Source organism: Rhodococcus sp. IEGM 1381, from assembly GCF_030056795.1.
Taxonomy (GTDB): Bacteria; Actinomycetota; Actinomycetes; order Mycobacteriales; family Mycobacteriaceae; genus Rhodococcoides.
Genome location: NZ_JASHKQ010000012.1, coordinates 66229 through 88726 on the forward strand (window position 1 = coordinate 66229; position 22498 = coordinate 88726).

20 protein-coding genes are annotated in these 22498 nt (G+C 63.6%); 3 read left to right on the forward strand and 17 right to left on the reverse strand.

Features of this window, described 5'->3' with window-relative positions:
* Positions 1–263 precede the first annotated feature (263 nt).
* Complete coding sequence (locus QM797_RS20480) at positions 264–689, reverse strand: PPOX class F420-dependent oxidoreductase (protein ID WP_283277500.1); 426 nt, start codon at positions 687–689, stop codon at positions 264–266.
* A gap of 86 nt (positions 690–775) precedes the next feature.
* Positions 776–2233, reverse strand: coding sequence for an amidohydrolase (locus QM797_RS20485; protein WP_283277501.1), 1458 nt, complete (start codon positions 2231–2233; stop codon positions 776–778).
* A gap of 73 nt (positions 2234–2306) precedes the next feature.
* Between QM797_RS20485 and QM797_RS20490 the strand changes: the two genes are divergently transcribed.
* A complete protein-coding gene (locus QM797_RS20490) occupies positions 2307–2741 on the forward strand; it encodes an acyl-CoA thioesterase (RefSeq protein WP_283277502.1) in 435 nt (144 codons plus the stop codon).
* Here the strand turns inward: QM797_RS20490 and QM797_RS20495 are convergent.
* From QM797_RS20495 to mftE, 15 genes are all read right to left on the reverse strand, one after another.
* Complete coding sequence (locus QM797_RS20495) at positions 2717–4663, reverse strand: acetoacetate--CoA ligase (protein WP_283277503.1); 1947 nt, start codon at positions 4661–4663, stop codon at positions 2717–2719. The genes QM797_RS20490 and QM797_RS20495 overlap by 25 nt on opposite strands.
* A gap of 31 nt (positions 4664–4694) precedes the next feature.
* Positions 4695–6311 (reverse strand): AMP-binding protein, encoded by a 1617-nt coding sequence (locus QM797_RS20500; protein WP_283277504.1) that lies wholly within the window; start codon positions 6309–6311, stop codon positions 4695–4697.
* 53 nt (positions 6312–6364) lie between these two features.
* Complete coding sequence (gene eutC / locus QM797_RS20505) at positions 6365–7141, reverse strand: ethanolamine ammonia-lyase subunit EutC (RefSeq protein ID WP_283277505.1); 777 nt, start codon at positions 7139–7141, stop codon at positions 6365–6367.
* Positions 7138–8550 (reverse strand): ethanolamine ammonia-lyase subunit EutB, encoded by a 1413-nt coding sequence (locus QM797_RS20510; RefSeq protein ID WP_283277506.1) that lies wholly within the window; start codon positions 8548–8550, stop codon positions 7138–7140. Before QM797_RS20510 ends, eutC begins: the two co-directional genes overlap by 4 nt.
* Positions 8547–10001, reverse strand: coding sequence for an ethanolamine permease (gene eat, locus QM797_RS20515; protein WP_283277508.1), 1455 nt, complete (start codon positions 9999–10001; stop codon positions 8547–8549). Before eat ends, QM797_RS20510 begins: the two co-directional genes overlap by 4 nt.
* A gap of 135 nt (positions 10002–10136) precedes the next feature.
* Complete coding sequence (locus QM797_RS20520) at positions 10137–11120, reverse strand: cation diffusion facilitator family transporter (protein ID WP_283277509.1); 984 nt, start codon at positions 11118–11120, stop codon at positions 10137–10139.
* 34 nt (positions 11121–11154) lie between these two features.
* Positions 11155–11319: a GMC oxidoreductase gene (locus QM797_RS26270; protein ID WP_349307214.1), complete on the reverse strand. Its 165-nt coding sequence runs from the start codon at positions 11317–11319 to the stop codon at positions 11155–11157.
* Positions 11247–12395: an NAD(P)-binding protein gene (locus QM797_RS20525; protein WP_349307213.1), complete on the reverse strand. Its 1149-nt coding sequence runs from the start codon at positions 12393–12395 to the stop codon at positions 11247–11249. The genes QM797_RS26270 and QM797_RS20525 overlap by 73 nt, the downstream gene beginning before the upstream one ends.
* Positions 12396–12521: 126 nt before the next feature.
* Complete coding sequence (locus tag QM797_RS20530) at positions 12522–13061, reverse strand: DUF779 domain-containing protein (RefSeq protein WP_283277510.1); 540 nt, start codon at positions 13059–13061, stop codon at positions 12522–12524.
* Entirely contained in the window at positions 13061–14584 is a 1524-nt protein-coding gene (gene exaC / locus QM797_RS20535) for an acetaldehyde dehydrogenase ExaC (protein ID WP_121870459.1), read from the reverse strand. The genes QM797_RS20530 and exaC overlap by 1 nt, the downstream gene beginning before the upstream one ends.
* A gap of 122 nt (positions 14585–14706) precedes the next feature.
* Entirely contained in the window at positions 14707–16002 is a 1296-nt protein-coding gene (locus QM797_RS20540) for a sigma-54-dependent transcriptional regulator family protein (RefSeq protein ID WP_283277511.1), read from the reverse strand.
* 108 nt (positions 16003–16110) lie between these two features.
* On the reverse strand, positions 16111–16248 hold the full coding sequence (locus tag QM797_RS20545) for a hypothetical protein (RefSeq protein ID WP_165712752.1): 138 nt from the start codon (positions 16246–16248) through the stop codon (positions 16111–16113).
* 80 nt (positions 16249–16328) lie between these two features.
* Positions 16329–17798 (reverse strand): mycofactocin dehydrogenase MftG, encoded by a 1470-nt coding sequence (gene mftG, locus QM797_RS20550; protein WP_283277512.1) that lies wholly within the window; start codon positions 17796–17798, stop codon positions 16329–16331.
* Positions 17799–17825: 27 nt separating this feature from the next.
* Positions 17826–19223 (reverse strand): mycofactocin biosynthesis glycosyltransferase MftF, encoded by a 1398-nt coding sequence (gene mftF, locus QM797_RS20555; protein ID WP_283277513.1) that lies wholly within the window; start codon positions 19221–19223, stop codon positions 17826–17828.
* Between the two features lie 125 nt (positions 19224–19348).
* Positions 19349–20035, reverse strand: coding sequence for a mycofactocin biosynthesis peptidyl-dipeptidase MftE (gene mftE, locus QM797_RS20560; protein WP_283277514.1), 687 nt, complete (start codon positions 20033–20035; stop codon positions 19349–19351).
* 71 nt (positions 20036–20106) lie between these two features.
* Here mftE and QM797_RS20565 point away from each other — a divergent pair, with 71 nt between their 5' ends.
* Positions 20107–20832 carry a GntR family transcriptional regulator gene (locus tag QM797_RS20565; protein ID WP_283277515.1) on the forward strand — a complete coding sequence of 242 codons (726 nt, stop codon included), beginning with the start codon at positions 20107–20109 and terminating at the stop codon, positions 20830–20832.
* Between the two features lie 112 nt (positions 20833–20944).
* Positions 20945–22498, forward strand: a complete 1554-nt coding sequence (locus tag QM797_RS20570) for an NCS1 family nucleobase:cation symporter-1 (RefSeq protein WP_283277516.1) — start codon at positions 20945–20947, stop codon at positions 22496–22498.

Below are 22498 nucleotides of genomic sequence, written 5' to 3' on the forward strand. Positions count from 1 at the left end.
CCTCTCTTTCCCACAATCACACGCGCCCCCACCGGCTGCTGAACCAGCAGCGATCGGTGGGCACCGAACACGTCGAGCAAGTTGCTTACTTCGTTCTCTATTTTCTCACCGGCGACAACTCGAAGTTACCTTTCAGTACATATCCGTACGCACGTAACGAACCGTTACAAGTAGGTGCCCAATTCGGGTTCACCCGGCACACTCCCGACTCGATTCGGCACCCGGTCAATCTACAGTGCCGACCGCGGAGAGATCGTCGGTCGTCATGCGGTCATGTCGAAAGCGGCGATCACCTTGTTCGGCGTCACCCGAACGATCAATTCGCCCGGAACACCGTTCCTGGTGCCGAACTCCTCGGCGCGCTCGCGGCCCATGTAGCGGGCCCCGATCTCGGTTGCGGTGCGAACCAGTTCCGCCGGGTCCTCGTCGACCGACGCGATGCCCTGCACCTGGACGAAACCGTACGGTGCCTGCTCGAGATCGACGGTCAGGACCACGCGGGGGTCGCGGCGGATCGACTTGCCCTTGGCCGTGCCTGCTCCCGTGTTGAACACGATCTCGTCGCCCTCGACGAGGAACCAGATGGGTGCCACCAGGGGCCTACCGTCGGAGGCGAGGTACCCGAGCTTGCCGGTGCGGGTTCCCGCAGACAGAAACTCGCGTACGCGCGGATCGGTGATCGACGTCATCGCAGTTACGCTACGCGGCCACTCCGACAACATCGATCACCTCGTGCGCGTTTTGCGTCCCTCTGGGTGAGCACGACCGGATGCGTCTACCCCACCGCTGCGTGGGTGAGCGCGCCTGCACAGATCGTGGCCCTGATCTCTGTTTCTGCGAGATCGTGCACCGTGCGGTGCTCTGGATGCTCGACCAGCACGACGATGTCCGCCGCGTCCCCGACTCGGAGAGCCCGGCGACCGCCACACGCGGCGTGCAGTGCGGCGTCGAGGGGCATTGCTTCCTCGATGTGCCACGGCGGTCGGTCGTCGTCGGTTCGGAACACCGCAGCGGCGACTCCGGCCAGCGGTTCGGGTGGACTGACCGGGGCATCGGAGCCGAAGAGCAGTCTCGCCCCGCTGCGATGGAGCGTTCCGTAGCCGTAAGCCACCGAGCGCCGCCCGGACCACAGATTCTCGGCTATGTCGCGATCGGACATGGCGTGCTGCGGCTGCACCGATGCCGCGACACCCAGTGCGGCGAAACGTTCGATGTCCTCCGGCAGGATCTGCTGCGCATGTTCGATTCGACCCCCGCAGCCGGCCCGCTCGAAGGTATCGAGTGCGATGCTGTTGGCGCGGTCGCCGATCGCATGGATCGCCGGCACGATGCCAGTGCGCGACGCCCGCGAGACGAGCCCGAACAGACTCTCCTGGGTCTCGAGCAACAGACCGAACGCGTCGTCGCCGTCGATTCCCGGGTACCTGTCGTGGCAGCACGCCGTTCTGGTGTTGAGCGAACCGTCGAGCATCACCTTGAGCGGTCCGCGCCTGATCAGTTCCGAGAGCGCCGAGACGTCGCCGGTGCGCTCGCCGCGCTCGATTGCTTCGTCGAGCCACTGTGGCCATACCGTCGTGTCGACGCGTACCGCAGGAGAACCGGCCGACAGGCGTCGATCCCAGACCGTCCTGTTGTCCGCGAACTCGAAATCGACGACGCCGGTGACTCCGCGGACCGCCAGCGCTGCGGTGGCGTCGAGTACGGCCCGATCGAGTTCCGCCGGGTCCTCCTGTTCTTCGAGTGCCATGACCGCCTCGAGGCCGTCGACATCGCGCAGCACCCCGGTGGGGTGATCGATTCCCAGATCTGCGAGTAACGCCGGGCTCAGCCACAGCGTGTGCAGGTCCATGCTCGTCATCGCCACGCGGGCACCGGGCAGTGCACTCTCGAGCAGATCCTTGTGCGGTTCCTCCGGCCATTGCGCGTCGCGGAACCCGTTGGCGCGCACCACGGAATCGCCTGCTGTTCGCGCATAGGGGTAAACCAACGCGACGGCATCGGCCGCCGACGTGGCGGGCCCGACATCGATACGCCGACGCGCCGCTGCCCATTGAGTCAGATGTACGTGAGAGTCCACGAACCCGGGCAGGGCAACTCCACCTCCCCCGTCGATCACCTCGACGCCGGTACCTCGTGGACTACCGGCGGGCACGATCGACGAGATGACCGAGCCGACGAGTTCGATGTCGGAGAGTACGCCGGAACCATCCAGTGCGACGTTGGCGATAATCACCCCTGGGACTCTAGAGCGTCGCCCTTGCAGGCGCGCATGACATCCTCTAGCAATGCAGACAGAGCCTGGTGCGATGCAGACAGAGCCGACCGGACCCGTCGGGTATCACGCGACCGTCACAGTGCGCTGGTCGGACATGGACGCATTTGCGCACATCAATCACGCCCGGATGGTCACCTTGCTCGAAGAGGCGCGGATCGAATGGCTGCTCAGTGAGGGCGAGGCGAACGAGAGCTTGATCAAGAGTGCGTTGATCGCCAATGTGGCCATCGCATACAAGAAACCGCTCCGGCACTCGGACGGTCCGCTCGACGTCACACTCTGGTTCGAGAAGGTGCGAGCCGTCGACTTCACGATCGGGTACGAGGTGCGGGCAGCAGGCGCGGCACCGGATTCGCCGCCGGCGGTAGTGGCGACCACGCGGATGGCGATGGTCGACGTCGGTGCCGAGACCTTGCGCCGCATCGCGCCGGAGGAGAAGGCCTACCTCGCCCGCTGGACTCGCTGATACTCGGCCGCCCGGTCGACGAACCACGCCAATGCAGCCGGATCGTCGACGGCGCTGGATTCGAGAGTGCTTGTCGCCGCGGCACCTTGGAAGAGTCGCTTGAGTGGCACCTCGAGCTTCTTCCCGGTTCGCGTGTGCGGGATTGCCGGCACCGCGATGACGTCGTCGGGAACGTGTCGCGGCGACGCCTGCGTTCTGATGGCCGATTCGATGCGTGCGCGCAGTTCGTCGGTGAGACCATCCGGAGCCACCACGAACAACGGCATCCAGTAACCACCTTCCGCCAGTTCGATGCCCAGAACGAGCGCCTCGGTGACCTGGTCCAGTGACTCCACGGCCTGGTAGATATCGGCGCTCCCCATTCGAATACCGTTGCGGTTCAGCGTCGAATCGGATCGACCGTGCACGAATACGCTCCCGCGATCGGTGATGGTGATCCAGTCGCCGTGACGCCAGATTCCCGGGTATGTGTCGAAATAGGCGTCGCGGTAGCGAGTACCGTCGGCGTCGTTCCAGAAGTACAGCGGCATCGACGGCATGGGCTCGGTGACGACCAGTTCGCCTACCGTTCCCCGCACCGAGTTGCCGGCTTCGTCGAAGGCGTCGAGCGCAACGCCGAGAATCGGCACCGACAGCTCTCCGGCCCATACCGGGGCGGTTCGCACTCCCCCGGCGAAGGCAGACACGACGTCGGTACCGCCCGAGATGGAGAACACCGGTGTCTGCGCACCGATGTTCTCCGACAACCAGATCGACGAGGATGCGGGCATCGCGGACCCGGTGATCCCGACAGCTCGCAGGGCCGCCAGGTCGTGATCGGTACCGGGATGCGTGTCGGCCTTGATGCACGAGAGCACGTAGCCGGGGCTGGTACCGAGGTAGGTCACACCAAGCCTCGCTGCGATGTCCCACAGCGCATCCGGCGTCGGGAACGACGGATTCCCGTCGGCACACACGATGGTGGCACCGGTCAACAGGCCGGATATTTGGAAGTTCCACATCATCCAACTCGGGCTGGTGTACCAGAAGAAGACATCATCGGGTCCCAGATCGGAGTGCAGGGCAACAGATTTGAGGTGCTCGAGCACCACACCACCGTGACCGTGCACGATTCCCTTGGGTAGACCTGTGGTGCCCGACGAGAACACGACCCACAGTGGATGATCGAACGCGACGGCCACCGGTTCCAGTTGCCGGCTCTCGGCGGTGGCGTCGGACCAACTCTGCGCCGTTCCCGACGGTTCGCCGATCATCACCACGGCCCGCAGTGTCGGAAGGCCTTCGACGAGAGCATCGACGTCGGCAGCCTTGTCTCGGAACTTCCCTCCGTAGGCGTACCCGTCGGCAGTGATCAGTGCCGTGGGTTCGAGCTGGCCCAGACGGTCGAGTGCTGCCGAGGCCGAGTAGTCCTGCCCGCACGCGGACCACACCGCACCCAGACTCGCGGTCGCCAGGAATGCGATCACCGCCTCGGGAACGTTCGGCAGATAGCCGACGACGCGATCGCCGCGCCGAACTCCCTTGTCTGCGAGCGTCCCCGCGAGCGCGCCCGCCTGCTCGATCATCCTCGCCCATGTCACTGTCTGCGCCGAACCGTCCTCGCGGGCATGGACGATCGCGGCGCGACCGGGTCGAGCGTGCCTGATCACCTGGTCCACGTAGTTCAGCTCGGTTCCCGGAAACCACTGCGCGCCCGGCATTCCGCGTTCACTCAGTACGACGGTCGGCTCGTCGGCCGAGCGGATCTCGAAGAAATCCCACACTGCTCGCCAGAACAGTTCCAGCTCGTTCGTCGACCATCGCCACAGCGCCGGGTAGTCCGGTAGAAGCACATCGTGGCGTTGCTCGACGAATCGAGCGAACTCGGTCACCCGAGCCTCGGCGAAATCGGAATCCGTCGGCGTCCACAGCGCACTGTCCATGCATGCGAGTATGTCAGCCGAGCGATCGCCGTCAGATCAATCCTAGCGACCGTTCGCGCATTTCCACCTTTCGTACCTTGCCGGTGACCGTCATCGGAAACTCGTCGACGACATGCACGTACCGCGGAATCTTGTAGTGCGCGAGCCGGCCATCACAGAACGCGCGCACCGTATCCGAATCGAGCGGCGCGGCATCGTCTCTCATCCTGATCCACACCATGAGCTCCTCGCCGTACTTCTGATCGGGAACACCGATCACTTGAGCGTCGAGGATGTCGGGATGGGTGTAGAGAAACTCCTCGACTTCGCGGGGATAGATGTTCTCACCGCCGCGAATCACCATGTCCTTGATCCGTCCGGTGATGGCCACGTAGCCGCCGGAGTCCATCACCCCGATGTCGCCGGTGTGCATCCATCCCTCGGCGTCGACGGCCTCGGCAGTCTTCTCCGGCTGCTCCCAGTAGCCCAACATCACCGAATAGCCGCGCGTGCACAGTTCGCCCGCCTCGCCTCGGGGCAGCATTTCACCGAGGACGGGGTCGACGATCTTCACTTCGAGATGCGGACCCACACGACCGACGGTGGACACTCGCTGTTCGATGGAGTCGTCGCTTCGAGTCTGCAGCGACACCGGGGACGTTTCGGTCATGCCGTAGCAAATCGACACCTCCGTCATCCCCATGCGCTCGATCACCTGCTTCATCACCTCGGTGGGGCACGGTGATCCGGCCATGATTCCGGTACGCAGACTGCTCAGATCGAAGTCGTCGAAGTTCTCGAGAGCGAGTTCGGCGATGAACATCGTCGGCACGCCGTAGAGCGACGTGCATTTCTCCGATTCCACGGCGGTGAGTGTCGTGACCGGATCGAAGGAGGGTCCGGGAATCACCATCGCCGAGCCGTGCGAGGTACACGCCAGATTGCCCATCACCATGCCGAAACAGTGATAGAACGGCACCGGAATACACACCCGGTCCTCGGCGGTGTAGTGGCAGAGCTCGCCGACGAAGAAACCGTTGTTGAGGATGTTCCGGTGACTGAGCGTCGCACCCTTCGGGAAACCCGTAGTCCCCGAGGTGTATTGGATATTGATCGCGTCATCGGCACGGAGCTGTTCGGACACGTCGGTGATCATCTGCGGAGTCTTCGCCAATGCTCGATGCCCACGATCGGTCATCGCTTCCCACGCGATGCTGCCGATGAACAGAACCTCACGCAGCGACGGCACCTCGGGTCGCGCGTTCTCGATCATCGCTGCATAGTCAGAGCCCTTGAACTCCTTGGCCGACAACAACACCGAGACCCCGGCCTGCTTCAGGACGAATTGCAGCTCGTGTGACCGATACGCCGGGTTGATGTTGACCAGCACCGCCCCGATCTTCGCTGTCGCATACTGCGCCAGAACCCATTCGGGACAGTTGGGTGCCCACATCCCCACTCGGTCACCCACCGCGACACCGGCCACCAGTAGTCCGGCCGCCAACAGATCGACGTCCGCGACGAACTCCGAATAGGTCCACCGTCGCCCGGTGGGCACGTCGATCAACGCGTCACGCTCGGAGAACTCCGCCGCGGTTCGATCCAGATTCGCGCCGATGGTCTCGCTGCGAACCGCGGTGTCCGACGAACCGGAAGAATAACTGTCCATGCATCCACGGTAGTGACCGCCGTCACGCGCAGCCACCCCCGAATAGGGGGATGTCACTCCAGCGTGAGGACCTCGGTCGCCTCGAGCACATCGGCCCGTGAGGTGTCCTTGAGCGCCACTCCGGACCGCCCGAGCTTTCTTGCCCCGGCCAGGAGGCCCGCTACTATTCGCGCCGACTGGGCATACCCCTGCCCCTCGGGCGGGTGGATGTTCGAGATGCAATTGCGATCGGCATCGGTGCAGCCGGGCTTCGGTAGATGCGTCAGGTAGATGCCGAGACTGTCCGCGACCGACAAGCCCGGGCGCTCCCCGATCAGCACCAGTACCGTCCGAACACCCATCGCCGCGGCGATGTGATCACCCAGCGCCACCCGCGCCTCGGTCGCGATCACCGGAGCCGCAATCGAATACCGATCGGACAGCTCGGCTTTCAATGCCTCCAACATCGGCACACCGTGATCGGCGAGTGCGCGGGGGGACAACCCGTCGCCCAACACGATTCCGATCTCGTCCTCGGAATTCACCACCGCCGACAGATCCTTCGGTTGCCGACCGAGATCGGGCCGTCGTAGATACTCCGCACGACTGGTCGCCAACGACGTCACCACGGCCGGCGCACCGAGCCCCACCTGCTCCACCCGGCTCACGAACTCGTCGACATCGAGCGGCATGTGCACCGCATCCCTCGCGGCAGCGTGCGCCGAGCGAAACTCCAGCACCCGGGTGGTCGGCAACGAATCACCGATACGTCCTAGCCCGATTCGGGCCTGAGTCATCGCCCGCAGCTCGCCCCAGAACTCTGTGTCTGCTCGCTGCGCAGGCGTGCTCATCGCGCACTCATCAAGGCCCGCAACGGTGATCCCGCAGCATCGACGTCCAGGACTCGACCGTCGGCGTCCACCATGCCCAGACGCGAGAGCCACGACTCGAACTCCGGTGCAGGCCGCAGGCCGAGGACCTGTCGGACATAGAGCACATCGTGAAAGCTCAGAGACTGATATCCGAGCATGACGTCGTCGGCTCCCGGCACTGCGATGACGAAGGCAACTCCGGCCGCACCCAGCAGTGTCAGCAACGTGTCCATGTCGTCCTGGTCGGCCTCGGCATGGTTGGTATAGCAGACGTCCACTCCCATCGGCAGTCCCAGCAGCTTGCCGCAGAAGTGATCCTCCAGGCCGGCCCTGATGATCTGCTTGCCGTCGTACAGATACTCGGGTCCGATGAATCCGACGACCGTGTTGATCAGCAGCGGCTCCAGATCGCGGGCCACTGCGTACGCCCTCGTTTCCAAGGTCTGTTGATCGACCGGTCGGTCACCGGTGCCGATGTGTGCGCCCGCCGACAACGCCGAGCCCTGACCCGTTTCGAGATACATGACGTTGTTCCCGACGGTTCCGCGGTGCAGCGATCGGCCGGCCTCGTTGGCCTGCCGAAGCAGCGGAATATTCACGCCGAAGCTCGAATTGGCTCCTTCGGTGCCAGCGATGGACTGGAACACCAGATCGACGGGAACTCCCTTGTCGATCAGTTCCATCGTCGTCGTCACGTGCGAGAGCACGCACGATTGCGTGGGAATCTCGAAGCGCTGCCGAATTTCGTCGAGCAGATGCAGCAGGTCGGCTGTGGCCTGAGGTGAGTCGGTCGCGGGATTGATCCCGATGACCGCATCGCCCGATCCGAGCAGCAATCCGTCGAGCGTGGCCGCCGCGATTCCACGCGGATCGTCCGTCGGGTGATTGGGTTGCAAACGCGTGGTGAGGGTTCCTGGTAGACCTATCGTCGTACGGAACGCCGACGTCACCTGTACCGCCCGAGATACTGCGATCAGATCCTGATTTCGCATGATCTTGCTGACGGCAGCAACCATCTCGGGTGTCAGTCCGGCCGCGACCGAACGCAGTGTCGCTGCCGAGTCGGGCCCTGCGGTCACCTGCAGCAGCCAATCCCGTAGACCTCCTACGGTCAGATGCGAGACGGCACCGAACGCGATGCGATCGTGAGAATCGATGATGAGCCGGGTGACCTCGTCGCTCTCGTACGGAACAAGTAGGTCATGCAGGAACACATCGAGTGAAACCTCCGACAGTGCCCACTGCGCAGCGGCGCGCTCGGCATCCGATTCGGCTGCGCAACCGGCCAGTTCGTCGCCCGATCGCAGCGGGGTCGCCTTGGCCATCAGATCCACCAGACCGTCGAACGTGTAGGTGGTGCCCGAGACTTGCTGCGTGTAGATCGTCATTCCAGTTCGGCCTCGGCCTGGGCCAGTGCGGCGAACTCCTCGTCCGGCGAATTCGCGACGAGGTGATGTCTGCTGTAGATGCCGAAGTAGGCCATGAACGCCACGAACACGGCCAGGCACCACAGTGCCGCAGTGGAATCGACGACGAACGTGGCGACGACGGCGAGTGCCGCGATGATCAACGCGAATCCGGTGGTCACGACGCCCCCGGGGGTTCGGTACGGGCGGTCCATGTTCGGCTCGTTGCGACGGAGCACGATGTGGCTGACCATCATCAGAACGTAGCTCAGTGCCGCACCGAACACGGCCATGTTGAGCAACATTCCGCCCTGACCGGTCAGTGAGAGCAGGAAGCCGATGACGCCGGGCACGATCAGTGCAAGCGTCGGCGCCTTGCGAGAATTGGTGATGGACAATGTCTTCGGCAGGTACCCCGCGCGAGAGAGCGCAAAGAGCTGGCGCGAGTACGCGTACATGATGGAGAAGAAGGACGCGACCAATCCGGCCAGGCCGATGTAGTTGACGATCTTGCTCGCCGTGCCGTCACCGAGCGCTTCCACCAACGGGTTTCCCGATTCCTTGACGGCGTCGGCCCCGCCTGCTCCGGTCACCAGGAACAGGACGACGGCACCGGTGACGAGCAGAACACCCATGGCCGCGATGATGCCGCGCGGGACGTTCTTGGTCGGATCCTTGGCCTCCTCCGCGGCCAGCGGCACACCCTCGATGGCGAGGAAGAACCAGATGGCGAACGGCACGGCCGCCCAGATGCCGAGGTAGCCGAACGGGAGGAATCCCGAGGCCCCCGCGGCGTCGGTGGGTGCGATGTCGGTCAGGTTGCTTGCGTCGAACTGACCGATGGCGGCGATGGCGAACACGACGAGTCCGACCAAGGCGATGCCGGTGATGACGAACATGATCTTGAGTGCTTCGCCCGCGCCGGAGAGGTGTATTCCGATGAACACCGCATAGACCACCAGGTAGACCCACCACCCATCGGTGATCCCGAACAGGCCGAGCGATTCGACGTAGGCACCGATGAACGTCGCGATCGCGGCCGGAGCGATGGCGTACTCGATGAGAATCGCTGTGCCGGTGGCGAATCCGCCCCACGGTCCCATGGCGCGACGGGCGAAGGTGTAGCCGCCGCCTGCCGCGGGAAGCGCAGAAGACATCTCCGCCATGCCGAGGACCATGGCGAGGTACATACCCGCGATGATGATTGCCGCGATCAGAAGGCCACCGAAGCCGCCCTCGGCGAGACCGAGGTTCCACCCCGAGTAGTCGCCGGAGATGACGTAGCTGACTCCGAGGCCGGCCAGCAGTACCCAGCCCGCAGTCCCCTTCTTCAGGGTGCGTTTGGCCAGGTAGTCACCGCCCTCGACGTGCGATTGCGTGCTCTCGTGCGAGCCCGATTTCGGAGGAGACGACTGGGGATCTACTACGGACATTGCAGGCCTCTCGTAGCCGTTGCGCTCGGAGCGGGTTCACGCCCGAGGGGACGATTCACAACACGTGTGGCGCGCGAATCGGTTCACGATAGGCCCGTGATGTAAGCGCCGCGTCATCGATGAATGACGGGCGAATTACGACTGGTGCCCCACGGCGTTGATGTCACCGATATCGCCCTCGTCCGGTTCTGCGACTGTCAGTACCGCGTCCACCACAGCTCTGTTGGTTTCCAACTCACGCTCCAGCCGCCGGAGCGTGTGTGCGATGCGTGATTCTGCGAAATCACCGACGAGATCGACACTCGCCACCACATAGATCTGTTTGGGACCGACGAACTCGATGCGAACGAACAGGACCGACGCCACCTCGGGGAGTTGCTCGATTCGCTGCACTACCGCGTTCCATAATGCTCTCGATCCCGGTTCACCGGTGAGGAATCGGCGGTTTCGATCGATCAGTACGAACGCGACGATTCCGAGCAGAACTCCCACCAGAATGGACCCGATGGCATCGAATGCGGCGTTACCGGTCAGTTGGTGCAATCCGATACCGGCACCGGCGATCACGATGCCGATCAACGCGGCACTGTCCTCTGCGAACACTGCGCGGAGCGTCGGGTCAGAGGTCTCGAGTGCGTAATCGAGAAAGTCCTTGTCGTATTCGGCCGCTTCACCGCGAATCTGCCGAACCGATTGCAGGAACGAGACTCCCTCGAGCAGAAATGCGATGGCGAGCACCACGTACGCGACGAGGTAGTTCTCACTGCTCGATTCGCCGGCGAGCAACGAGGTGATGCCGTGCCACACCGACACTGCCGCACCGGCGACGAAGAGTCCGACCGCTGCGAGGGTCGACCAGAAATAGGTCTCCCGCCCGTACCCGAGAGGCCGTCGATCATCGGGCCCGCGCGATCCCCGGCGATTGGCGACGAGCAGGAAGATCTCGTTTCCGGTATCCGCCCACGAGTGCGCAGCTTCGGCGACCATGGACGCCGATCCGGTGAATACGGCCGCGAACGTCTTCGCTATCGCGACGCCGAGATTGGCAACGAAAGCGATGATCACGGTGCGAAGGCTCTCGCCGCCCTCGACGTCGTCGGACTTCGGTGCGCTCTTCATCTTTCGCACTGTAAGCGCTACCCGCGGCCCCACTTCACCGTCCCGCGGAAATGATCTCCTCGATGTTCCGTTCCGCAAGAGCGGCGATGGTCAGTGAAGGATTGACGGCACCGGTGCTTCCGGGGATCAGCGCGCCGTCGACGACGTAGAGGCCGTCGTATCCGGCCACTCGCCCATACCCGTCCGTTGCCTTGCCCAGGACCGCGCCACCGAGCGGGTGTGCAGTGAACGATGCGTTGACGTCGGGGACTCGTAGGAGCGGGAAGCCGGTTCCGATGCCGGAGGTGTGAGCGATGCGATCGTGCACGGCGCGCAGCGCCTCTTCGACGTACGTGTTGCCCTGCTCGGGCCAGCGCAGCTGGGTCTTTCCTGCCGCGCGATCGTAGACGAACTCACCGCGGTGACCTCGTGCCGCGCATGGATTTTCGCGCGAGTGGTGCGCTGCGCGTCGGCGAGGTAGTTCTGGGTCAGGTCGAACTTGGCACCGTTGGAGTTTCCGAGATTCGATTCGCCGATGGTCGCCGACGGCCGTGCCGCGCCGGACAATTCCGCGCGCACCACATCCCAGTTCCAGATGCCGTCGATGCGCTTCGGCAAATATCCGGCTCGGCGCGCCTGCGCATCCCAGATTCGCGAATGTGTGAAGGGGACGTAGGCATAGACGTCGTCGGGCATGGGCGAAAGCCGCAATGCCGAACGCACTCGCGGGTAATAGACCGAATCCATCTCGTCGTACGAGACCGTGGAGCCGAAGAGCAAGTCGAAGAATCGACGTTCGGGGGCGATCATGACGCCGGTGAACACCAGCGAGCCACCGCCGACGGCCGCGGCACGCCAGACGTCGATCGAGCCGTGCTCGGTCACGTCGAAAATCCCACCGAACCGATCGGTCGGCACCATCGGCAGACCGGTCAACGGGGCCAGGCCACCGCGCCGCCAGAAGGCACGGCCGTCCGGCGCGACATCGTTGGCGAATATCTGCCGTCGCGCGTCGAGCGGCCACTGCGATCCGCGTTCGAGGATGGTGACCGAGGACCCGGATTCGGTCAGTCGACGCGCGGCGACTGCAGCACCGAACCCCGAGCCGATGATGATCGACTCGGAGTGCTCGGGCGCGCGCAGAGGCTCGTTCCACAGTTCGGGCACGAAGGCTCGGTAGGCGGATTCGAGAATCGGCGCTGCGCTGGCGGGGCGTGCCCCGGAGAGAAACGCCGATGCACCGCTTACGCCCAGTAGTGCTGCGGCTTGCAGCGCGCGTCTGCGGGTTGTATCCATGGTGGCCCTCTCGCTGATCGCCTGTACAGGCGGTACAAGAATCAACGAGAGGGCCCTTACTGTCTACGTGGAGTCACAGTAAGAAGGACTTGTCACACCGACTGCATCATGTGGCGTGTGCCGCACTCAGCCCTGGAGTATCCCCGGGACGGGACATGCGTCGACAGCCTCGGCGACCACCAGAGGATCGTCGGAAACCTCGGGCCGTCGACCTTCTTCCCAGTCGACGCCGACGAGCGGCGGGTGCTCGGCCAGGATGTCGTTCTCCTCGGCGGTGTACGCGCGACCTCGGCTCAGGAAGCGAACCCCTTCCGGTGATTCGAGCGAGAACCCACCACCGCGGCCGGGCACCACGTCGAGCACAAGCTGGGTGTGTTTCCATGCTTGGAATTGCGACCCCGATATCCAGACCGCAACCCCGTCGGGACCCTCGGGCAGGGTCTTCGCAACCTCACCCACGCCGAGCCTGAGGTCGATGTACCCGAGCAGGACGTCGCGATCGCCGACGATGAATTCGCCTGCGGGATAACACATCGGCGACGAGCCGTCGCAACATCCACCGGACTGATGCATCATCAGTTCCCCGTGGATACCGCCGAGGCGACGGAGCAAGTCCATCGCCTCGACGGTTGTCTTCAGCCGCGCAGGCGGCCGAGCGTCCAGCATCAGAAGAAGCCCTGTGCCTTCTGCGCGTAACTGACCAACAGGTTCTTCGTCTGCTGGTAGTGATCGAGCATCATCTTGTGGTTCTCGCGGCCGATACCGGACTGCTTGTAGCCACCGAACGCGGCGTGCGCGGGGTACTGGTGGTACGTGTTGGTCCACACGCGACCGGCCTGAATATCACGGCCGGCACGGTAAGCGATTCCACCGTCGCGAGACCAGACGCCTGCGCCGAGACCGTACAGGGTGTCGTTGGCGATCTCGATGGCGTTGTCGTAGTCGGTGAACGACGTGACCGAGACGACCGGCCCGAAGATCTCTTCCTGGAAGATTCGCATGTTGTTCTTGCCGGTGAAAATAGTGGGCTGCATGTAGTAGCCGCCGTTCAGGTCGCCGCCGAGCTGTGCGCGCTCGCCGCCGGTGACGACCTGTGCGCCTTCACCCTTGCCGATCTCGATGTAGGAGAGAATCTTCTCGAGCTGATCGTTCGATGCCTGCGCGCCGATCATGGTGTCGGTGTCGAGCGGATCTCCCTGTCGCACAGCCTTGGTGCGGATGGCGGCCAGGGCGAGGAACTCGTCGAAGATGTCCGCCTGGATCAGCGAGCGCGACGGGCAGGTGCACACTTCACCCTGATTGAGGGCGAACATCGTGAAGCCCTCGAGCGCCTTGTCCTGGTAGTCGTCGTTGGCTTGGAGCACGTCGGAGAAGAAGACGTTGGGGCTCTTGCCGCCGAGTTCCAGCGTCACCGGAATCAGGTTCTGCGACGCGTACTGCATGATCAGGCGGCCGGTGGTGGTCTCGCCGGTGAACGCGATCTTGGAAATACGCGGGCTCGATGCCAGCGGCTTGCCTGCCTCGACACCGAATCCGTTGACGATGTTCAGCACGCCGGCGGGCAGCAGGTCGCCGATGATCGAGATCAGGTGCAGGATCGACGCGGGAGTCTGCTCGGCGGGCTTGAGCACCACGGCATTACCGGCGGCAAGTGCGGGAGCGAGCTTCCACACGGCCATGAGGATCGGGAAGTTCCACGGGATGATCTGTCCGACGACGCCGAGCGGCTCGTGGAAGTGATAAGCGACTGTGTCGCTGTCGATTTCGGAGAGCGATCCCTCCTGCGCGCGGATGCAGCCGGCAAAGTAGCGGAAGTGATCGATCGCCAGCGGAATGTCGGCGTTGAGGGTTTCGCGAATCGGCTTGCCGTTGTCCCAGGATTCTGCCAGCGCGATGGACTCGAGATTATCGGCGATGCGGTCGGCGATCTTGTTGAGGATCACCGCGCGCTCGGCGGCAGACGTCTTGCCCCACGCGGGAGCTGCGGCGTGTGCCGCGTCGAGTGCGAGTTCGATGTCCTCGGACGTCGAGCGGGCGACCTCGCAGAAGTTCTCACCGGTGACGGGAGTCGGGTTCTCGAAGTACTGGCCCTTGACCGGCGGTACCCACTCGCCGCCGATCCAGTTGTCGTAGCGCGACTGGAACGACATGACGGAATCGGCGGTACCTGGACGGGCGTAGACGGACATTGAAAATCCTCCTGATCGACACGTGCTTCACAGTTGATGCGGTGTGTGATTCAGGACACTAGGCCGTGCAACGTTGCAAGTAGGTTGCCGATAATCCGAACAGGCTGGAGGCGACCGATGCGTCAGATTCCGAGTTCGCGATCGAGCAGATCGATGCGCGCACTGACCTGGCCGTAGAGCGCGGAATCCCTGCTCAGAGTGGCCCGGTAGGCCTCCCACGCGATGACGTCCGTGCGCCCATGGATGGACGAAGTCCACTGGGCGAGCAGCACCGGATCTCCGAGCCGCAGCAGCGCGGCCTGCATACGAGACCGAAGTTCCTCACGGATGCTCTCGATGCCGGGCGCGGAGGACCCCGGGAGCACTGGGCCGGAGTAGATCCGTAGAGCGGCATCGACGTCGCCGCGGTCCAAGGCTCGCCTGATGTCGCCGACATCGGAGGTCAGTTCGCCGACCAAACGGTAGGGCCGCGATGCCAGGCCTGCGGTACCGAAGGTCTTGCGCAGTCTCGACATCTCGGCGCGGATGGTGACGGAGTCGAGTTCCTGCTCGTCGAGGAGCACCGCGAGGTGGTCCGAGCTCAGCCCTTCCGGATGCTCACCCAACAGCAGCAAGATCTCGGCATGTCGCTGGGAGAGCGGTACCCGGCCGGATCCGCGAACCACTCCCGGCCGGCCGGATCCGAGAACTTCGAGACGAGGAGCTGTGTCGCCCAACGACTTCGGCGAATTCATCAGGTGCAGACGCAACTCGGATTCGGCCGCGGCGACGGTGGCACGCACCAGCGAGAGCACCTCGGGCACCGCCACCCGCGGCCCACCGGTGATGTCGATGGCTCCCAGAATGTGACCGCTGGTGGGGTGGTGCACCGGTGCCGCCGAGCAGCTCCACTCGTGCACCGACCGAGAGAAGTGCTCGGACGCGAAGATCTGCACACTGTGGTCGACCGCGAGCGCGGTACCGGGAGCATTGGTGCCCTTGCTCTCCTCGCTCCAGTCGACGCCTTCGGCGAAGTCCATCGTGAGCGCCCGATCCTTCGCCGCGGAATCACCCTCGACCCACAGCAGGCGTCCCTCCGCATCCGAGATAGCGACGAGCAATCCCGTATCGGATGCGTCCTCGACCAACAGTTTGCGAATGACGGGGCGGATGATGGCCATCGGATGACCGTTGCGGTAGCGCTCGAGATCCTGCCCGGTCAGAATCGGAGTTTCGTTTCCACCGTCGGGATCGACACCCTTGGTGCGACTGCGCATCCACGAATCGAGTACGACGGACCGAACCGTCGAACCGTGGGTACGGATGTCGTCGACGAAAGACTGATGGGCACTGGACATTTGGCGCGCCAGAACAGCGACGTCCTCACCCGGGCGCACTGCGACCCAGGGGTTGCCACCACTGTCCGATCGGCTTGCCATTCGACGCTTCCTCCGTGACCTGTCCACATTGCTGTAACCCAGCTCACAAGCAAGGATACAGCCGTGGCCGACGCGAGCGGTGGTCCCGGTCACGTCGACCGCGAGTGCCTACTTCTTCTTGACGGCCGAGGTGATGATGTCGTTGCTGGTGTCACCACTGGACTTCGCCCGCTTGTCTGCGCGCTTGTCCTTGAGAGATTTGCCGGTTTTTTTGGTCATCGTGTTGCGGGGCGATTTGTCCGACATGGCAGTAACCCATCTATTGGGGAACCTGAACGGTCCCCAGACCACGAACGCTACGCCCCCGCAGTCCGGGAGGGTTCCATTCAGAAGAGGAGCGCTGCGGCACGTTCGGCGAACATGATGGCCGTCGCGTGTGGCCCACGGCTGGGCACTACCGGGAATGCCGAGGTATCGACGACGAAGAGTCCGTCGACGCCGCGCACCCGGCAGTGATCGTCGAGTACCGAACTCGGATCCGACTCGGGCCCCATCCTGGCACTACCGGACAGGTGCAGTGATGTGCCGAGCGCTGCGAGAGGATTCTCGATCGTGGGCACGGTCACGGTCTCCGACATGATCGGCGACGCCAGCAGATCGCGCGCGAGTTCGACGCCCTCGTGCATCGCGCGCCGGTCGACCTCCGATTCGAGATAGTGGTATCGCACGTCCGGAGCCTCGAACGGGTCCGTACTGCGCAGCGCAATGCTCCCGCGACTCGTCGATCGCATGAGGCCGACGCCCACTACCTGCGGCCCGGGCTCGAGACCGGAGATCAGCCGGTCGAACCTTCTGGTGTACGGCCTTATCTCCACCGCGTCGGCATGCAGAACTGCCTCCAGCGCAGGCGATTTCGTTGGAACTTCGTTCTTCGCGACGACGGGAACGGCCACCTCGGGATGGTCACTGAAACCTCGACCCACACCCGGACTGTCGACCTCGACCGAAATTCCCAGCGCGACAAGATCATCGGCGGGTCCGATGCCTGATCGAAGCAACAGTGCCGGGGTGTGCACAGCACCGGCCGACAGAATCACGGTGTCGGACCTCACGATACTGTGAACACCGTCGACGAGCATTTCGACGCCGATCACCTTGCTACCGTCGAAGATCAACGACGTCACCGTCGCATGTCCTTGCACGCGTATGTTCTGCCGCTCCAGGATCGGCAAAAGGTATGCGAGAGCTGCACTTACGCGGGTGCCGTTGCGGATGTTCAACGGCACGGCACCGACTCCCCCGGCGGACGCCCCGGGAGCGTTCAGGTCCTGGTGCATCGAAAATCCTGCATTCACTGCAGAATCGACGAATGCCGTCGTGATCGGATGTCGAGCGCGTACCGGGGTGCGCGCGACCGGCATGGGTCCGCGAGATCCGTGCCACTGCCTCTGCGTCCCGGCATCGAGATCTGTTTCGGAGCCGAGGTAGAACGGCAGCACCTGCTCGAAAGACCACAGCGACTGCGGCCAGGCGTCGAAGTCCGTGGGCGTGGCACGAACGAAGTAGCCACCGTTCACTGCGCCCGAGCCGCCCAGAACCCGGCCTCGAGCAATCGTTCGGCCGACGCCGGAGGTGAGTTCGGCCGAATACGTTCCCACCCATTCGCTGCCGGGTCCGATGGGAAGCATCGATGCGTCGGTCAGGTCGGCCGGGACTTCGGCGATGGCAGAGAACGTGGGTCCGGCTTCGAGCAACAGCACCGATCGATCGGGATTCTCGCTCAGCCGGGAGGCGACGACACAGCCACAGGAGCCACCGCCGACGACGATGACGTCTGCGTACTCGATCCGGTTCACACCATCTCGGGCCGGCCTCGCACCGCGTCAGCCGTCCAAGCGTGGCTTGAGTGCGTCGATACTTCGTGCGGCCAGAGCGCCTTTCCACAACCCCGCACCGTAGGCAATATCGTCGGCTCGTTTGAAGAAGGCATAGCGCACCGGATCGAGACCGCCGAGTTCGCGGTGCTTACTCCAATCCGAGAATGCCTCTGCCACAGCTAATCCGAGTGCAATCTTTCGAATTCGACTGGACAGCAATACAGCGAGGAGAGTGATCGGCCAATAATGTCGGCACAAGGCCGACGCCAGTTGCCACAGCCCCGCCACGAAACCTTCCGCGGCAAGAATCGCCGCGATGCGAGTGGGCTGATCCAAGCCGACGAACATCTTGCGAAGTCGAACAACCGTCACGCCGAGTGTCGCCGCTGCGCCGACGAGTCCGATCCGCGTCAGACTCGCAGCGAGCAGGCACGCGATGAGCGTCCACGGAGACATCGCAATCGGCGGCACCATTCCCGGGTGACGAGCGGACAACGGTGTGGCACCGGTTCCGTAGAACAACTTGCGAGCAAACCATTCGACGAAGGTGACGCGGTGCTCGTGTGCAACATGGGCGACGGGCTCGTAGCGCAACCGCCACCCTGCCTCCTGCAACCGCCAGCACAGGTCCACGTCCTCGGCCACGTGCATCGACTCGTCGAATCCCTCGCAGTCCATCGCCACGGACCGGCGCAGCAACATCGCGGCGCTGGGCACGTAGGACACCGAACTCCCGGCCCGCACTGCAGCTTCTCTGCGACCGAGATCGAGCGACGAGCGTGCGTGCTCGTATCGGGCCAGCGCACTACCTTCGGGCTCGAGCGCGACGATGCGGGGTGCCACCAATGCCACAGCCGGATCCGAGAAATGACCGAGCATCACCTCGAGCCAACCCTTGCGCGGCACGACGTCGGAATCCAAAAATGCAACAAAATCGGTTGTAGCGCAGCGCATTCCAGTGTTTCGCGCGGCAGCCGGTCCGCGTGAGCGCTCGTGCCGGAGCACCGTCACACTGCCCACGCTGCACGCCATCCGCGGCACCGCGACCGGGGTGTCGGACCCGTCGTCGACGATGATGACATGCAGCCCGTGCAAGGCCGTGATCAGACGCTCGAGCCCGGCCTCGTTGTTCTTGAGCGGCACGACGACGGTGACATCGGACGGCGACGGGATCGACATCGGACGCGGGTTGCCGACTCCCGAGTCGAGAAGTTTGCGTGCGACGAGCGCGGACTGCGAGTCGGTCACTTCGATGAAACCGTCGCCGATCATCGCGGCCGCCGTCGGTGCGAGTGTGAGCATCCGTGTCGGCGAACCACCGATCAGGACGCGTCCTTCGGAGAATGTGCGTACGCGTGGATCGACTCTCACCCCGAAGCCGTCAGGCAACCGACCTTCACCCATCAGGAGATCGTAAGCGGACAAGCCTCCGGTGTGTCGGCCACCCGCAAAATCGGACGGAACATACCTGCTGCCCGTTTCTCCGGAATCGATCGGGGGACGCTGAACAGGCGATTCACCAAGGTCGGTCACGCGATCACCCCGTGCTCGGAGGGACTCCATCTCCGCACCGCACCGCCGGCGCGAGCACAAAGTAGCTCGAACAACCGACGCCCCTCTTCCGGATCCGCTCCGGAGGGATCGCCGAGCACACCGTTTGCAGCGATCGATGCGACGCCATCGGCGCGCAGCGCAGGAAGTAGGGCAGCAATGTCGGTCACATTGCCCACCTCCGCTTTGCTCATGTCGACTACCTCGGGCGAAAGGTGCAGCAGCATCGACGTTTCGGTGCGCCCAGCGTGAGCATCTGCTCCGGGCACCGCGCACGGGAACCAGACGACATCACGCCCCTCGTAGCGCAGCAAGAGCACGGCAGATCGCAAGGTGGGCCCGTTGCCGCCGTGCCCGTTGACGAACACCACCCGCTCGGCCCAGCGGCACGCGGAGCGCCCGTATTCCACCAGCAGCGTCTCGAGTGCTGCAGCGCCGATCGACACGGTGCCGGGAAATCCCTCGTGCTCGCCGCTGGACCCGTACGCGATCGCGGGAGCCACGATTGCGTTGTCGATGGTGTGTGCAACGGCGGTGGCGATACGGGTGTCGGTATCGAGCGGCAGGTGCGGTCCGTGCTGTTCGATCGAGCCGACCGGCACCACGAGGGTCCTGGACCCATCGACGTCCGGCCAGTACTGCGTACCGAGGGGGTCCGTGGCCATAGGTGCCGATGCTATCGGTACGGAACGAGAACGTCACGCCGTCGAAACACTGCGCCGCTAACGTTCGGTTCGTGCCACCCCGTCGCCGGTCGATATTTCTCTCGCAATTGTCGATAACGACACCGGGTGGTCCACAGCCGACAATTCTTCGCGAGTTACGCCGAGTAATTCTCGCCGGTGATGCGCCACCGAATACGCCGATTCCACTCAACGAGGTAGCGGAACTTTTCGGGGTGAGCAGAATCCCGGTGCGCGAATCCCTCAAGACCCTCATCGGTGAGGGATTGGTCGATCATCGACCGAACCTCGGTTACACGGTCGCTCAGTTGACCGCGGCCGAGCTTCGCGAAATGTACATCGTACGAGAGGTTCTGGAGACCGCCGCCCTTCCGGTGGCGGTGGATCTCGCCACCGAGGACGACCGCGCCCATCTCATCGAGGTCAATCGCCTGCTCGAGGCCTCGCTCACGCAGGACGACTCGCGTGAATACCACCGGCTCTCACGTGAATTCCACCTGTCCCTGACCCGTCCGTGCCGCATGCATCGGTTGCTTCACATGCTCGAATCTGCCTGGAACATAACCGAACCCATTCAGCCGATGGTTCATGTTGCCGGATCGGACAGGGCATCACTGCACAGCGATCACGCAGATATGCTCACGGCCTTTCTCGCCGGCGATTCCGCGGGTCTGCTGCGCGCCGCGCAGCATCATCACACGCGTCTCAATTCGGTCATTTCGACATTGTCGAACGACCACGGATTGTTCGCCGATCCGTCGCCCGACCAGACGCGATAAAAATTCCGCCAAAGATATATCGCTTTCGTCACGAGCGCGCAACACTTCGCCGCTAACTTTTCATCGTTCACCTCCTTCGTTCACCTCATACGCCATGCCGTCAGGAGCATCGATGACAGATACAGCGCACGGTCCCGCCCAAACGGGAGATCTTGTGGAAGCCGCGGGCCACCCCGTCGGTGGTGGACTGATCAAGGACAGCTACGACCCGCGGCTGACCAACGAGGATCTGGCTCCGCTGAAGAAGCAGACCTGGACCTCGTACAACCTGTTCGCCTTCTGGATGTCGGATGTGCACTCGGTCGGGGGCTACGTGACCGCGGGCAGCCTGTTCGCACTCGGGTTGGCCAGCTGGCAGGTACTGATCGCACTTCTCGTCGGCATCACGATCGTCTACTTCTTCTGCAACCTCGTCGCCAAGCCCAGCCAGGTGTCGGGGGTTCCGTATCCGGTCATCTGCCGCAGCGTCTTCGGCGTCCTCGGTGCCAATATTCCGGCCATCATCCGCGGTCTGATCGCGGTGGCCTGGTACGGCATCCAAACGTTCCTGGCTTCGGCCGCACTCGATATCGTGCTGATCAAGTTGTTCCCGTCGCTGGCTCCGTACGCTGTGACCGCGGATTACGGTTTCGTCGGACTCTCCCTGCTCGGCTGGGCGAGCTTCTTGTTCCTCTGGGTCGTCCAGGCGGCGGTGTTCTGGCGCGGTATGGAGTCCATTCGTAAGTTCATCGACTTCTGCGGCCCTGCGGTGTACGTCGTGATGTTCATGCTGTGCGGCTACCTGATCTGGAAAGCCGGCTGGGGCGCGATCGATCTCAACCTCGGCGAGGTCGAGCACACGGGTCTGAGCTCGATCCCGGTGATGCTCGGTGCCATCGCGCTGGTGGTCTCGTACTTCTCCGGTCCGATGCTCAACTTCGGCGACTTCTCGCGCTACGGCAAATCCTATGCCGCAGTGAAGAAGGGCAACTTCCTCGGCCTGCCGGTGAACTTCCTGGTGTTCTCGATTCTCGTCGTCGTCACCGCCTCTTTGACGCTGCCGGTGTTCGGTGAGCTGATCACCGACCCGGTCGCGACCGTTGCCCGGATCGACAGCACATTCGCGATCGTCCTCGGTGCCCTGACTTTCACGATCGCCACCATCGGCATCAACATCGTCGCCAACTTCATCTCGCCGGCATTCGACTTCTCCAACGTCAGCCCCCAGAAGATCAGCTGGCGTGCCGGCGGCATGATCGCCGCCATCGGCTCGGTGCTCATCACCCCGTGGAATCTGTACAACAATCCCGAGGTCATTCACCTGACGCTGGAAACTCTCGGCGCATTCATCGGACCGTTGTTCGGCATCCTGATCGCCGACTACTACCTGGTCCGCAAGCAGAAAGTCGTTGTCGACGAGCTGTTCTCGATGTCGCCGACCGGATTATACTGGTACGCAAAGGGATACAACCCGGCAGCGGTGTACTCCACCGTCGTCGGCGCGCTCGTGGCCATGTTCACCGTGCTCTTCAACGGAGCAATCGACGGCATGGAGATCGCCGGTATGTCGACGGCCTCGAAGTACAGTTGGTTCATCGGCTGCGGCATCGGCTTCGTGATGTACTTCTATCTGGCGACGAAGACCAAGCTCGCTGTCACCAACTTCGACGTTCCAGCCAAGGCATAG